The following is a 13,588-nucleotide window of genomic DNA, read 5'->3' as shown; positions in this document are numbered from 1 at the left end:
TACCAGAGAGACCCTCGCTGACTTAGAACCCTCAGGTCGACTCACGGTGTTGTGTCGGAATCTTCTGGATTTTTCCGAAGAGCGAAATTCGCGAATCGCAAAGCTGCCGTTCCTGCGACATTTCTGGCTTTGTCTAGACCTTCTGATCCAATCCGCTTTGCATCATCGAATCGGTCGTTAGCCACTTCGATTCCTGTATCGCGAACATCCACCACTGCATCGCGCCATCTCCGTGCTTCGAGCGCCCGCTCATCGTCTTCGATCTCAAGCCGGTCGTGGAAATCTGTAATTGCACTGGCCACCCCACTGCTCAGCCTCACAACATTCACCGCAGCGAACGGATTGAGGAGCACTTTGCTGTTCGCCTTATCCGCTGCAGTCTGCATCCGCTCCAAAAGACGAGTGGTCGTCAATGAAATATGCATGAGTCGGTCACGACGAGCAGATAGAACCCCCACACGATGGCTTTCAATCTGCTCAGGTACACCCTCGAGCGCGTGGTCGATCTCCAGAACAGCCAGCGCATCGTTGACCTGGACGCTGTGAGCGAGAACAGCCAACCACTCCCGCGCGGAAGTCTCGACGCCCTTCAACGTCTTCTCCATGTCGTTCACCCCCTGCGTCTCAAGCTTCTCTGCAAGAGCGGCTAACTGGCGCAGAGCATAGGCCTGTGTCCGCGCCACCGTGAAGGGGGCGTTCTGCACCTTCGACCATGTCGTCTCAGAGACGCGCCCGGTCGTTTCCCGCACGGTCATAGCCTCCCGAATCACCATCTCCACGCCGATGAGATCGGCAAACACGTCGTCCTTCTGAGCGCGGATGATGTCGTCAATCTTCTGATCGATCTCCGCGAGATAGTCCTGGATGTCATCCATCGCCTGCTGAACCGCCATTTGCGTCATCAAGGCACCTGCGCTGGTGAGGACAGCAGGATTCGTCAGAAACGATGCGGGTGTCCTCACGATCTCGATGAGACCCGTGACCTTCCCCTTGTCTGTGAGCACAGCACGTTTGAGGCCAGGAGCCGACCCTTTCATGAGCTTCATTTTCTGCATCTTGCGCGCAGATTCCTCCGTGATCTTCACCCAGCGACCAGATGACTCCGCGATCGTACTCGCCGCCTGAAACACTGCGCCTCCGATGCCGCCTGCGGAACTCAAGCGAGGCAACTTGAGGTCGCGAGCGGGCAACCCAGCTTCCGACAGCAGACGATCGAGAGCGGCCGGGTCCCCGATAAACGCGACCCCATTCCCATCGCTGATCACCTCAATCTGCTGCGCGTCGTCGCTGCTACCAATGGATTCGAGCTCGGTCATCGAGTACTCCAAGATCGTCGGCAACAGTAGAGACTGAGCCAGTGGGGGGGGCCGAGCGCATTCGATCGACCCGGCTAACTCTATTCGCGAGACCGCGACAACGATCCCACCCCATACTCGGGTGTCGGTCACTTGCACCCCAAAGGTGACGCCCCCGCATCCACGCGCCTACTAGCGTCGTCCTCGACGAAAGGCGTGACGCTCGTGAACATCACGATCGACCAGCTGTTCCGGCAGCTTCGAGAAGCACGCGAGCCAGCACCGCGGCCCCTCACCCGGCTCGAGTGGGTGCTGCTCTCTGTCGCCACCGCCGCGCTGTTCGCGGTGTCCGTGTCGATCCTCGGAGCCGTCTACAACGTGCGTGTCGGCCTCGCGTTCGGACTCGCGGTGCTGACGGCAGCCGGCTTGCTGCTCGCGCCCATCCGCCCTCGCATCGCGATCCTCCTGCACCTCGCCGGCATCGCGCTCCTCCCGTTCCCCTACGCGATCTACATCGAGGCCTGGCCCCTGCCAGTGCCGCAGCTCATCTCGCTCAGCCTCTTGGTCGGCATCATCACCCTCCGCGACCCTGACGCTCGCGGTCGCCACCTGGATTGTCAGCCTCATACCCGCAGCCGTCGCCCTCGCGTTCATGGGGTTCGACGCCATGCGAGCCGGCGCGGACGTTGACGCGCAGTTCGCGAGCCTCATCGCCATCACCATCTTCACGGGGCCCATCGTCGCCGCCGGCTACAACCTCAGCCGCCGCAACTGGTCAAAGCGCGAACTCATGCATGCGAAGCGCACTGTCGATATCGAACAAAAACGCCGCATGGGCGCCGAAGAACGCTCCCGTATCGCCCGCGAAATGCACGACGTCGTCGCCCACAGCATGAACATCGTCCACATGCAGGCCAGCTCCGCCCCCTTCCGCGTCGCGGACCTCAACGAAGAGGCCAAAGCCGAATTCGAGTCCATCGCCGGATCCGCCCGCGACGCTCTGGAGGAGATGCGCACCCACCTCGGCGGAGTCCTGCGCCTCGACGAAGACACGACCCTTGCCCGGCAGCCCCAGCTCAGCGACCTGCAAGCGCTTGTCGACGGCAGCGCAAACGGCGGCATCGAAGCCGCCCTCCACCTCCAGCACGCTCCCCGGCACCGTCCAGCTCACGGCCTACCGCGACGTCCAAGAAGCGCTCAGCAACGTCACCCGCCACGCGCGCGGCGCAAACGCGGAAGTGCCCGTCATACTCCTCGGCCCCGACCTCACCGCGCGGGTCACGAACACAGCACCACCCGCCGATCACGGAACGCATCGGTGCCTACCGAACGCGCTCGAACTGCAGCCGAGCCGTCGGGTGCTCAAACGAGGCGATGATCTCGGCGTCGGAGGCGGGAGCGCCAAGTTGGACGCCCGACAGCAACCACGGCGCTGCGGGCTCGTCGACGAAGTCCCCGAGCTCCCAGCGCTCCATGGCCGCGGAGTACGCGACTGACCACACCTCCTGCTCCTCCTCCGTCGGCTCACGGTCCTGGGGGAACACAATCGTCTCGATGCCGAACTCGAGCATGAGTTCGTCGAGAGCAGCATGCTCGGCCATCCGCACGAGCATCCGGCGGTGCCACTCGTTCTCACACGCGTTGATCGCCGCGTCCAGCGCGTCCTGTGACTGCGCGTTCCAGGCCTCGCTGAGAACCTCCTCCGGGAGCCCCAGCCGTCCGGTCACCTCCATCGGCGAATAGTGGCCAGCGATACCGTCGAAATACTCCTCGGCCTCGGCCTCGAAGGCGCGCCGCTGCTCCTCGGTGACAAACGTCACGTTCGGTTCGCCGTCCCCAACGATTGAGACGTACCACTCAACCGTCTCTTCATCGATGGGTGTCCCTGCGGCGGCGGCCTCCGCCTTCGCATTCTCAAACGCCGCTTGAATCTTCGCTTCCTTCATCGCTTCGACGTCGGTGTCGGTCTCGGTGTCGGCCTGTGGCTCCTCGGGTTCCACGGTCCCTGCAGAGTTCCAGACGCCAGATTCCCGAGCTTGGTACTCCTCCTCGGTGAGTGACTCGTAGGACATCGTGCGCAACCTTTGGTCGTTTTGAACGCTGCTCTGCAGACTCGCCCGTCGCTCCGCCGCTTCCTCAGCGGTCCTTGCTGGGACGAACTCAGGCAACCCGTTCACAGGGTTGAGCTGAAGAACTCGACTCTGAGCCAGCTCTAGGGCCTCAGTCAGAGGCCAGGCACCAGCCACAACGACGACCTGGTCACCGGCCTCAGGCTCGAGCAGGTAGGCAAGCATCCCAGTGCCTCCGCCGAGGTCGAACACTCGGACGCGTCCGTCAGGAGCGTCGTGCACGTCGAGCGGCTCCGAGCGCAACGAGCCCGCAGATGCCGCCAGGCCGGCAAAGATCGCGCTGAGTCGCAGCTGAGTCTGTGCGTCGTGCTCAACACTCGGCTGACGGCTTGCATAAATGGATGGCATGGCTCCCCGCGATCTGTTCCCGACAGAGCCTAGGCCCCAGGGCCCAGTCAGCCGCCGCTCCCCTGCACGCACCCCGGCGGCAGCGAGTTCCCGCTGACCGCGAAGTCATCGCAGGTGAGGAAGTGCGCCTGGTTGAGGCCGAGCACGTAGGCGATCACAACGATTCCTCCGACCACGGCGACGATCAGCCAGCGTCGGCGCTTCGGCGTGCGGTCGATGAAGTCCGGCCAGACGATGCGCAGCAGCACCCACAGCGTGAACGGCACGCAGAGCAGCACAACCAGCAGCGCCGCGAGGTCGACCAGAGCGATCGCGACGTTGTCCGAGTCGTCATCGACCAGGAAGTTCAGGACCAGCCACACCGTCGGCACCAGCAGCACCGCCGCACGACCGAGCCGACCCCAGACGCGTCGCCGCTCGAGCAGCACAAACACAAACGCCGCGGTCGACGCGGCCCAGAAGCCGAGGATGTCATCGAAGAACACCTCACCCCACGCCCCCAGCGTGAACGCCGGCCACCAGGCCACCGCCGCCATACCCACCATGACGACGCCAAGGGGCACGTCGCGCTGCCCATCGGCCTGACGAATTGCGATGTTCTCGGGGCTGCTCGAACTCGAAAGGTAACCTCAGGTCAGCGTCCCGGGAAGCTAACGTATCGCCCCGTCGAACAAGCCGAGACTCAAACACGGGGCGTTCATACCGCGAAACACCCCTTCCTCCCGCAGTCACCGCCCTGCCACTTCTAGCTTCGCTCTGCGGTGTCGGAAGGAGCCAACCAGCTTGATCTGCCATCGGAGTTATTCTCGCGCTCAAGTATTTCTCCGACAGTTATCGGCAAATCACCCGGATAAATAACCCCAGAGGGCATTTCGAAATCGAGTCGTTATGAAATCTGTGCAGGGGGGCCGTCACTGCGACCCGAGCATTGACTCATGACTCAGTACTCCCCACCACCTGGCCCGCCGCAGTACCAGGTGCAGCAACCGCAGAACTACTACCAGCCCCCAGCACCCGTTGCTCGAGGACTGGCAATCGCCGCACTCATTGTCGGGATCGTTGCCTTCTTCACGAGTCTGATCCCGATCTTCGGAATCATTGTTGCTCTCGCTGCAATTGCGCTCGGGATCACAGCCCTTATTCGACGACAGCCGAAGGGCTTCGCTGTCACGGGGCTAGCTCTAGGTGCCGTCGCGCTGGTTACTGCCATCGTCGCGGCACTTGTTGTTGGTGTCTTCACAACCGCAGTTGTGGAAACGGCCGAAGAGGCAACAGCCGTGACGGCCGCGCCTGCCCCCGAGACCAATGGATCCGATACGGATCAGCAGGATGCAGTCGCAGCTGATCAAGGAACTCGCGACAACCCCTACCCGCTCGGAACTACTATCTCTTCAGCAGACTGGGATGTAGTCATCAACAGTGTTCAGCTTGGCGCCGATGACGCGATCGCGCAGGCGAACACCTTCAACCAGGCTGCGACGCCGGGCAACCAGTACATCGTCGTGAACGCAACTCTCACCTACAAGGGTGCAGACTCCGCCTTTGCGAATCAAGTTTCGTTCTCCTACGTGGACGCGGGAGGCAACGTCTCCAACAGCTACGACACAGTGATCGTCCCGCCGGAGCCGACTCTGACGATGGAAGAGCTCTACGCGGGTGCCAGCACAACCGGAAACGAGGCACTACAGATCCCGATCGATGCGACGGGTGTTCTTCGCGTGGAAGCCGGATATTTCGTGGACCCAGTCTTCGTCGCGCTTTCGTAACCGATCCTCGAGAAGCGGCCCGCGTCCTGGATAGGATGCGGGCCGCTGCCCGTACAACCACCGGGCTTGGAAACATGCGGCCCAACTCACTTGCATGCCCGCACGACGAGCGCCCCGCATCCACCCGAAACTTCGCAGGCAAGCACCCCACTCGCGCGTGTAGCTTTCTCTCACCCCGTGTGAGAAGTTGAGTCAACCAGTGCCGCAGCTCCGCCGGAATCCCCCGTCACGCTTCGCCTGAAGGAGCACCGATGTCGTTCCACGCACGCCCATGAGCGCCATCCTCGAGTTGCCCATCATTAACTCGCCGGCGATGTGGATCATCTACGCCGTCGCGATCGCCCTCACGGTCACCCTGCTGGTCCGCAGGAACAGCAAGACCAAGCACGGCAAGACGAAGCGGTGGCCGCCACGCGCACTCATTGGCATCGTCGTCGGTGCCCTCGTCGGGTTCCTCATCTACCTTGGCGGCAACGCCCTCGGCCTGTTCGGCGTCCAGCTGCCGGGCCCCGTCGGCACGTGGGCCGCCGCCACCTTCGCCGGCATCGGCCTCGCCATCGCGTCCTTCCCCCACTCGAAGCCCTGGCGCAAGATCGTCGCGAGCATCTCGATCCTCGCCTACCTCGTCGCCGGCGCAACCGGCATCAACGCGCTCTACGGCCTCAATCCCACCCTCGGCTCCGTGTTCGGCATCGTCGAAGAAGACCAGATCACCCTCCCCGAGTTCAACGCCGACAACCGGCAAGCCCCGACGCAGCCCATCGCCACGACCTGGCAGGCCCCCGCAGACATGCCCTCGACCGGTGAACGCGGCTCCGTCCCCATCCCCGGCACAACGTCGGGCTTCGTCGCCCGGGACGCGGGCATCTACCTGCCCCCGGCGGCGCTCGTCGAGAACGCGCCCGCCCTCCCCGTCGTCATCATGATGATGGGCTACGTCGGCAACCCCGACCCCACGATCATCAGCGACGTCCTCGACCAGTTCGCCGCCGACCACAACGGCCTCGCACCCATCGTCGTCGTCGCCGACCAGCTCGGCGGCCAAGGCGACGTCGACCCTGCCTGCGCCGACTCCGCCAAGTACGGCAACGCCGAAACCTACGTCACGACAGACGTCGTCAACTGGGTCAACGCGAACCTCAACGTCATCCAGGACCCCAAGTACTGGACCGTTGCCGGCTACTCTAACGGCGGCGGATGCGCAGCGAAGTACGGCGCGAAGGACCCGGGCACGTTCAAGAACATCATCAGCGTCTCCGGCGAACAGTACCCGGGATCCGAAACCCCCGACGCCGTCCAAGCCGACATCTACGGCGGCGACGCCGCCGCCTTCGAAGCGTCGAAGCCCATCAACATCTTCCAGGCCGCCCCAGCAGGCACCTACGCGAGCGTGACCGCGATCTTCACGGCCGGCAGCGAAGACCCCGACTTCGTGTCCATGGCCACCACCGTCTCCAACGCCACGCAAGCGCTCGGCATCAACACCACCCTCTTCATCGTGCAAGGCGCCGACCACGGCGGCGACGCCGTCAGCGGCGGCCTCACCGAAGGCTTCAACGTGCTCTACCCGGTGCTCGGACTGTCCTCGGGGAGCTGAGCAGGCATCCGCTGCGGTGCGAACCGGCATTGGCAGCTGCGCGAAAAGCGTGCCGACGGCTCCGAGCGAGCGTCCCGCTCGAAAAAGTGGTGGAGGACTCTGGAATCGCACCAGACAAGGCGTCTCAAGAACGCGTCCCCCAAGGGTTCTGAGTGTAGGGGCGGAGCACTCATCGTGGCAAGCATCAATCGTGGATCGGGCGCTTGAGGAGTATGAAGGCAGAAAGTCGCCCCGCGCGGACCAGAGATTTCCGCGCGGGGCGACCCTCGCATCCGCTCAGTCGCTGATGGGGAATGACACCCGGACCGGCCCGTCGACCGCATCCTCAGCGCGCACCAGCGTGACCGTGCCGCCGTCGACTCGAGCCGTCGCGCTGACGGCCGTGGCGCCCTCGAGGTCCAGACCACTCGCGAACTTTTCAAGCGCGACGGTCTCTCCGGCCGGCACATCGACGAACGCATGCGCCGTGTTTCTCGTGCGGGTCCAGCGCACCCACGGGTCCTCGCCCTCCGCACCCAACGAGTCGTCCAATGGCCGCGACCCGAAGATCGCCTCCCCGTGCACCGCGTTCCAGGCGCCGAGCGTCTCGAGCGTGCGGCGCTGCAGCTCGGGCACCTCCCCCGACGCGGTCAGCCCGATGTTGAGCAGGAAGTTGCCGCCACGAGACACGATGTCCACGAAGTTGCGGATGGCATCGACCCCACCGAGCGAGTTCGACTCGTCTTCGAGCGTGTTGTGGCCGAAGGAGAACCCGACTCCGCGGCAGTTCTCCCACGCGCCGTCGCCCTCCTGGGAACGCCCCTGCTCGTACTCGCTCGTGCGGAAGTCCCAGTGCGTCTCGCCCCAACGATCGTTGGAGACACCCTCCGGCCTGCTCGCGTAGAACTTCTCGAAGATGTTCACGAGGCTCTTCTCACCGGGCGCCTTGCCAGCATCCGGCCACTCGATATCACCCCACAGCACCTCCGGGTCGTACTTCTCGATGAGGTCCACGACATGGTCGTGGGCGTAATCGGCGTATTCCTTGTCGACCGGGCGCCGATCCCCCTCGATAGGACCATCGATGACGGCCGCATTCGTGAAGTGCCAGTCGAGGCCACCCGAGTAGTAGACGCCGAACTTCACGCCGCGAGCCTCAGCCGCTTCCTTGAACTCCGCGACGAGGTCGCGCTTCGGACCACGGCTGACCGTGTTTCGCTCCCCCGTCCCCGGCGCATCCCACAGGGTCACACCGTCGTGGTGCTTCGTCGTCGGCACGAAGTACCGCGCTCCGGTCGACTTCACGATATCCATGACGGCACCCGCATCGAAGTTCTCCGCCTTCCACAGGTCGATGAACTCGTCGTAGTGGGCCCCGCCGAAGACCTCCTGCTGGTGCTGATGCGCCGGGCTGCCCTCGATGCGCACCGTGTTGTAGTACCACTCGGCGTACGGATTGTGCCTGAACCAGTACTCCTCGTCGAAGGTGCCGAGCGGCCCGATCGGCTCGGCCCACGCGGGCACCGAGTACGCACCCCAGTGCACGAAGATGCCGAGCTTCGCATCCTGGTACCACTCCGGTGTCTCACGCTCGAACTTCTGGTAGGCCTCTGGGCGGACTGGGGCTGACTTGAACATTGCCATGGGGTGAAGCTTCCTCTCTGAAGCGTTCGCGACTGCCTTGCGGAGATGTACGGAAAGGTAGGGGCTCAGCGACCGCCCATGCCGGACGTCACGACGCCCCGCACGAGGTGCTTCTGCAGAGCCACGAGCAGCACGGTCGTCGGCAGCATGGAGATGACGGACGCCGCCATCAGCAGATGCCACTGGGTGCCCTGCTGGCCGAAGAACTGCTGCAGGCCGAGCGGAATCGTGCCGAGCGCGCTCACGTCATTCACGATGATGAGCGGCCAGAGGAACGAGTTCCAGTAGGTGATGAAGGTGAAGACCGCGAGCACGGCCAGCGTCGACCGCGACAGGGGCAGCATGATCCGGAAGAAGATCGCCACGGTGCCTGCCCCGTCGAGCCTGGCAGCATCCTCGAGCTCCTGCGGCACCGTCATGTAGAACTGGCGCAGCAGGAACGCCCCGAGCGCCGTGAACGCCCACGGGATGATGAGCGCCTCGTACGAGTTGACCCAGCCGAACGAGCGCATGAGCACGAACGCCGGCACGATGATGACCTCCTGCGGGAGCATCATCGTCGCGAGGAACACGGCGAACGTGGCACCGCGTCCCTTCCACTTGAGCCGCGAGAAGGCGTAGCCCGAGAGCGCCGCGACCGCGAGGGTCAGCGCGGTACCGAGCACGGCGACGATCATGCCGTTCATGAGGTACTGGCCGAACGGCGCGTACTCGAAGACCTCGGCGAAGTTACCCCACTCGAGCGTCGAGCCGAACAGGCTCGGCGGGGTCGAGAAGATCTCGTTCGGCTTCTTCAGCGACGAGCCGATCATCACGAGCAGCGGCGAGATGAAGATGAGTGTGACGATGCCGAGCAGCACGTACCCGATGGCAGAACGGATGCGCTGCCCGGTTCGACTCGGCGGTGCGGACCGGCGCCTCGTCACGGCGGTATCGCTAGTCATAGTGCACCCACTTCTTCTGGCCGATGAACTGCACGGCGGTGATGACGAGGATCATGACGAACAGCACCCACCCGGCAGCCGCGGCGAGCCCGAGCTGCTGGAAGGTGAAGCCCTGGTTGTAGATGAACTGCACGAGCGTCAGCGTGGACGTGCCAGGCCCGCCCTTCGTAAGGATGTACGGCTGGATGAACACCTGGAACGACGTGATGAGCGTCATGATCGTGGCGAAGAACAGGGACGGCGAAATGAGCGGCAGCTGGATGCGCCAGAAGATCGTCCACGGGTTCGCTCCGTCGAGCTGGGCCGCCTCGATCTGGTTCTCCGGCACGGAGTCGAGCGCCGCCGAGAACACGAGCATGTTGTAGCCGAAGCCCTGCCAGACGCTCATGACGACGATCGCCGCCATCGCCCAGTTCGGATCTGCCAGAAAGTTCGGCAGCTCGATTCCGAAGAGCGTCTGCGAGGTCGCGTCGAGCGTGCCACCCGGCTCGTAGATGAGGCGCCATACGACCGCGTTCGCGACGATGGGCGTGACCGTGGGCAGGAAGAACAGGACCCTGAAGAACTGCCTGCCCTTGATTCGCGGCGACAGCCACGCCGCCATGCCCATCGAGACGATGAGGTTCAGGGGGATGTAGAGGACAACGAAGAGCAGCGTGTTGCCGAGCGCCGCCCGGAACGTGTCATCGGCGAACAGCCGTTCGAAGTTGTCGAGGCCCGTGAACGTCGGGCTGCCGATCATCGGCCAGTCGTGGAAGCTCATGACGAGGGCGATCACGATGGGCGTCAAAGTGAAGAGCCCAAGGCCGATCGCGTGGGGGGCGGCGAAGGCCGGCCCCCACAGGTTGCGACGCTGCCGACGCGGCGGCGGCGATGACTTCCTCGCCTCGGTGGTGAGCGGAACCGCAGGCGAGATCGCCGTGGGCTCGGAGGTCAGCGTCATGATCCGAGCTGCGTCGCGATCTCGGGCAGGATCTCGTCGGCCGGCTTGTCGCCGTTCACCATCTGCGGTCCGTACTGAACGAGCAGCTGATTGAACTGGTCGCCCTTCGCGGAGCCTGGAAGCGGGGTCGCCGTCACCAGGGCCGCATCCATCGCCTCCTGAAGTCCCTCGATGCCCGCGTTGTCGTACCAGACCTGCTGAGAGGCAGTCCGAGCCGGGAACGCGCGGCCCTGCTCGGCGAGCGACGTGAGCGTCTCCTCCGAGGTCATGCCAGCGATCGCCGCAAGCGCGGCTTCAGGATCGGAGCACTCCGACGAGATGCCGAAGCCGCTGCCCGCCGAGAAGGTGCCGCCACCGTTCGGGCCCGCCGGGAGCGTGGCGACGCCGATCTCGAAGTCTGACTTCGCGTTGAAGTCGAGGAGGAGCCACGGCCCACCGACGACGGATGCGGCCGAGCCGTTCATGAATGCGTTGTCGTCGGCCGTGTTGTCCGGCCCGTTCGCGACCGTCGCGCGGCCATCCTGGACAGCGCTCGCGATCCACTCGACGCCCTGGCCGAAGGCCGGGTCGTCGAAGGTGAACTCACCGCTCTCGTCGAGCACTCGTCCCCCGTTGTAGGCGAGCACGCTGCTCTCGAGGAACAGATCCTCGACCGTCGTCGCCATACCCACCTGGCCAGCGTCTTTGAGCTTCGCAGTAGCCGCGTCGAACTCGTCGGCCGTCCAGCCCGGCTCGGGGTCGGCGACGCCCGCCGCCGCGAACGCGTCCTTGTTGTAGTAGAGCACCATGGGGCCGGTGTCGTAGGGAATCGCGTACTGCTGGCCGTCGACCCGCATCGCGTCCAGCGCACCCTCATCGAACTCGGCGAGGTCGATGTCCGACCCTGCGATGAGGTCGTCGAGCGGGAGCAGTCCGGTGTTGAACTGGTTGATGCGGAGGCTCTGCATCGAGACGATGCACGGGGCAGCGGAGGTGCCGAGCTGCGTGGACAGCTTCGTCCAGTAGTCGGCGAAGGGCGCTCCCTGCAGGGTCACACCAACTCCGGCTGCTGCTGCCCCGGCTTCACCGACGGACTGCCAGGCCGTCTGATCTTCGGTGGAACCGATCCACATGGACCAGACGAGGCCGTCGGCCGACTCCGCCGATTCCCCGGACGCGCAGCCGGCGAGGGCCAGCGACCCGATCGCGAGGGCGGCAGCGGCGGTCTTCGTGCGTCTCTTCATCGTTATCTCCTTTGATGTTGCGATGTTGGGGCTCAGACCCCGGATGCTTCGCCAGAAGCGATCTAATCATCCGATGTTTGAATGGTCAAGAGCGAGTTTCGAAGTTCAATGACTGTCGAATGGCCGTAAACATCAGTTCAACCGCGTGCCGGTGGCAGGCGGAGACCGGCCATGCCGCCATCCACTGCGAGGCTCGTGCCCGTCGTCGACCTCGCACCGGGGCCTGCCAGGTACGCGACAGCCTCAGCGACTTCTCCGGCGCTCACTAGTCGCCCAGAGGGCTGCCGCGCCTCTAGCGCCTCTCGAGCGGCAACCGGATCGTCGGTGGCCGCGAGCAGGCGCTGCACCCAAGGAGTATCTGCCGTCCCAGGGTTCACCGCGTTGACGCGTACCCCGTCCGCGAGGTGATCGGCGGCCATCTGCAGGGTCAACGCCAAGAGCGCTCCCTTGGTCGCGCCGTAGACGGCACGTTGCGGCAGGCCCACTGAGGCCGCGATCGAGCATGTGTTCACTACCGACGCGCACGGCGAGCGGCGCAGGTGCGGCAGCGCGGCTCGCGTCACCCTCACCGCCCCGAGGACATTGACATCGAAGGCCCGATGCCATTCCTCGTCCGGGTTGTCCTCGATCGAGCCGACCGAGCTGATCCCGGCATTGTTGACGACGATGTCGAGGCGGCCATGGCACTCGACCACCTGGTCGACAGCCGCTCGCACCGCCGCGTCGTCCCCGATGTCGACGACGAGCCCCTGCTCGCTCGACACGAGGTCGAAGGGGACGACGAACGCGCCATCCGCACGAAGGCGCTCGGTGATCGCGGCCCCGATCCCAGATGCGCCGCCGGTGACGACGGCGATCAGCCCCTGCATCGAGCCCCTCACACGATCACCTGGCACTGGGACCCGAGGCCGTCGATCCCGAGCTCGACCACATCCCCGACCCTGAGGTACCGGAACCGACCGGAGAGGGCGACCCCTTCCGGTGTCCCCGTTAGCACGACGTCGCCAGGCTCGAGGGCCAGGTACTGGCTCAGCGTCCAGATGATGTGCGGGACATCGAAGATCATGTCGGCCGTCGACGAGTCCTGCCTCGGCTCCCCGTTCACCCTGCTCCACAGGCGCAGCGACCGGAAATCGACTTCGTCCGGGGTCACGAGCTCCGGCCCAAGGGGAGAGAAGCGCGGGGCTGACTTTCCCTTGCTCCACTGTCCGCCAGGGGCTTCGAGCTGCCAGGCACGCTCGGACAAGTCGTTGCCGACCACGAACCCGGCCACCGCATCCATCGCCTCGTCAGCGCTCTCGAGGTAGCTGACTCGCTTCGAGATCACGACACCGAGTTCGACCTCCCAGTCGGACTTCTCAGACCCTCGAGGCAGCGGCACATTGTCGAACGGCCCAGAGATGGTGTTGGGCGTCTTGAGGAAGACGATGACGTCGCTGGGCGGCGCCGCCCCTGACTCGGCGGCGTGTGCCGCGTAGTTCATGCCGACGCAGACGATCGCCGACGGACGCGCGACCGGCGCCCCGACCCTGAGACCTGCCGATCCGTCGAGCACCGGAAGCTCGCCGGCAGCGTGAGCCACCTTGGCGCGCGCGATGCCGTCCGTCTCGAAGAACTCGCCGTCGAGGTCTGCAGTGACCCCGCTCAGGTCGAAGTCGATGCCATCCACTCGCAGCACGGGAACCTCGACCCCCTCGTCACCCAATCGAAGAAAACGCAT

At 64.7% G+C, this 13,588-nt stretch carries 13 protein-coding genes; 4 read left to right on the top strand and 9 right to left on the bottom strand.

All coding sequences use genetic code 11. From position 1 onward, the window contains the following. Positions 1 to 41 precede the first annotated feature (41 nt). Complete coding sequence (locus C5B97_RS09010; protein WP_104311763.1) at positions 42 to 1,316, bottom strand: hypothetical protein; 1,275 nt, start codon at positions 1,314 to 1,316, stop codon at positions 42 to 44. 204 nt (positions 1,317 to 1,520) lie between these two features. Here C5B97_RS09010 and C5B97_RS09005 point away from each other — a divergent pair, with 204 nt between their 5' ends. Continuing rightward, positions 1,521 to 1,985 carry a hypothetical protein gene (locus tag C5B97_RS09005; RefSeq protein ID WP_181026962.1) on the top strand — a complete coding sequence of 155 codons (465 nt, stop codon included), beginning with the start codon at positions 1,521 to 1,523 and terminating at the stop codon, positions 1,983 to 1,985. Continuing rightward, positions 1,948 to 2,673, top strand: coding sequence for a sensor histidine kinase (locus tag C5B97_RS18370; protein WP_104311761.1), 726 nt, complete (start codon positions 1,948 to 1,950; stop codon positions 2,671 to 2,673). Before C5B97_RS09005 ends, C5B97_RS18370 begins: the two co-directional genes overlap by 38 nt. Here the strand turns inward: C5B97_RS18370 and C5B97_RS08995 are convergent. Together C5B97_RS08995 and C5B97_RS08990 are read right to left on the bottom strand one after the other, a co-directional pair. Then, the gene (locus C5B97_RS08995; protein ID WP_146080772.1) at positions 2,618 to 3,616 is read right to left on the bottom strand and encodes a hypothetical protein; all 999 of its coding nucleotides are present in this window, start codon (positions 3,614 to 3,616) and stop codon (positions 2,618 to 2,620) included. The genes C5B97_RS18370 and C5B97_RS08995 overlap by 56 nt on opposite strands. Before the next feature lie 203 nt (positions 3,617 to 3,819). Next, positions 3,820 to 4,335 (bottom strand): hypothetical protein, encoded by a 516-nt coding sequence (locus C5B97_RS08990; protein WP_258068087.1) that lies wholly within the window; start codon positions 4,333 to 4,335, stop codon positions 3,820 to 3,822. A gap of 372 nt (positions 4,336 to 4,707) precedes the next feature. Here C5B97_RS08990 and C5B97_RS17745 point away from each other — a divergent pair, with 372 nt between their 5' ends. Then, on the top strand, positions 4,708 to 5,538 hold the full coding sequence (locus C5B97_RS17745) for a DUF4190 domain-containing protein (RefSeq protein WP_146080771.1): 831 nt from the start codon (positions 4,708 to 4,710) through the stop codon (positions 5,536 to 5,538). Between the two features lie 271 nt (positions 5,539 to 5,809). Continuing rightward, a complete protein-coding gene (locus C5B97_RS08980; RefSeq protein WP_104311757.1) occupies positions 5,810 to 7,135 on the top strand; it encodes an esterase family protein in 1,326 nt (441 codons plus the stop codon). Between the two features lie 276 nt (positions 7,136 to 7,411). Here C5B97_RS08980 and C5B97_RS08975 read toward each other — a convergent pair whose 3' ends face one another. The 6 genes from C5B97_RS08975 to C5B97_RS08950 form a co-directional block, all read right to left on the bottom strand. Continuing rightward, a complete protein-coding gene (locus C5B97_RS08975) occupies positions 7,412 to 8,758 on the bottom strand; it encodes an alpha-L-fucosidase (protein WP_104311756.1) in 1,347 nt (448 codons plus the stop codon). Between the two features lie 65 nt (positions 8,759 to 8,823). Next, the gene (locus tag C5B97_RS08970) at positions 8,824 to 9,702 is read right to left on the bottom strand and encodes a carbohydrate ABC transporter permease (protein ID WP_104311755.1); all 879 of its coding nucleotides are present in this window, start codon (positions 9,700 to 9,702) and stop codon (positions 8,824 to 8,826) included. Beyond that, a complete protein-coding gene (locus C5B97_RS08965) occupies positions 9,695 to 10,645 on the bottom strand; it encodes a carbohydrate ABC transporter permease (RefSeq protein ID WP_104311754.1) in 951 nt (316 codons plus the stop codon). Before C5B97_RS08965 ends, C5B97_RS08970 begins: the two co-directional genes overlap by 8 nt. After that, positions 10,642 to 11,868 carry an ABC transporter substrate-binding protein gene (locus C5B97_RS08960; protein ID WP_104311753.1) on the bottom strand — a complete coding sequence of 409 codons (1,227 nt, stop codon included), beginning with the start codon at positions 11,866 to 11,868 and terminating at the stop codon, positions 10,642 to 10,644. Before C5B97_RS08960 ends, C5B97_RS08965 begins: the two co-directional genes overlap by 4 nt. 137 nt (positions 11,869 to 12,005) lie before the next feature. Beyond that, the gene (locus C5B97_RS08955) at positions 12,006 to 12,737 is read right to left on the bottom strand and encodes an SDR family NAD(P)-dependent oxidoreductase (RefSeq protein WP_104311752.1); all 732 of its coding nucleotides are present in this window, start codon (positions 12,735 to 12,737) and stop codon (positions 12,006 to 12,008) included. 8 nt (positions 12,738 to 12,745) lie between these two features. Continuing rightward, a complete protein-coding gene (locus C5B97_RS08950) occupies positions 12,746 to 13,588 on the bottom strand; it encodes a fumarylacetoacetate hydrolase family protein (RefSeq protein ID WP_104311751.1) in 843 nt (280 codons plus the stop codon).

This window comes from Pseudoclavibacter sp. RFBB5 (genome assembly GCF_002931555.1).
Taxonomy (GTDB): domain Bacteria; phylum Actinomycetota; class Actinomycetes; order Actinomycetales; family Microbacteriaceae; genus Pseudoclavibacter.
This window is presented reverse-complemented; position numbering and strand designations above follow the sequence as displayed.

What these genes read in the sequence shown, in the direction of transcription:
- C5B97_RS09010 (WP_104311763.1), bottom strand. Translation starts at nt 1,316, where the DNA reads ATGACCGAGCTCGAATCCATTGGTAGCAGCGACGACGCGCAGCAGATT.
- C5B97_RS18370 (WP_104311761.1), top strand. Translation starts at nt 1,948, where the DNA reads ATGGGGTTCGACGCCATGCGAGCCGGCGCGGACGTTGACGCGCAGTTC.
- C5B97_RS17745 (WP_146080771.1), top strand. Translation starts at nt 4,708, where the DNA reads ATGACTCAGTACTCCCCACCACCTGGCCCGCCGCAGTACCAGGTGCAG.
- C5B97_RS08980 (WP_104311757.1), top strand. Translation starts at nt 5,810, where the DNA reads ATGAGCGCCATCCTCGAGTTGCCCATCATTAACTCGCCGGCGATGTGG.
- C5B97_RS08975 (WP_104311756.1), bottom strand. Translation starts at nt 8,758, where the DNA reads ATGGCAATGTTCAAGTCAGCCCCAGTCCGCCCAGAGGCCTACCAGAAG.
- C5B97_RS08970 (WP_104311755.1), bottom strand. Translation starts at nt 9,702, where the DNA reads ATGACTAGCGATACCGCCGTGACGAGGCGCCGGTCCGCACCGCCGAGT.
- C5B97_RS08965 (WP_104311754.1), bottom strand. Translation starts at nt 10,645, where the DNA reads ATGACGCTGACCTCCGAGCCCACGGCGATCTCGCCTGCGGTTCCGCTC.
- C5B97_RS08960 (WP_104311753.1), bottom strand. Translation starts at nt 11,868, where the DNA reads ATGAAGAGACGCACGAAGACCGCCGCTGCCGCCCTCGCGATCGGGTCG.
- C5B97_RS08955 (WP_104311752.1), bottom strand. Translation starts at nt 12,737, where the DNA reads ATGCAGGGGCTGATCGCCGTCGTCACCGGCGGCGCATCTGGGATCGGG.
- C5B97_RS08950 (WP_104311751.1), bottom strand. Translation starts at nt 13,588, where the DNA reads ATGCGTTTTCTTCGATTGGGTGACGAGGGGGTCGAGGTTCCCGTGCTG.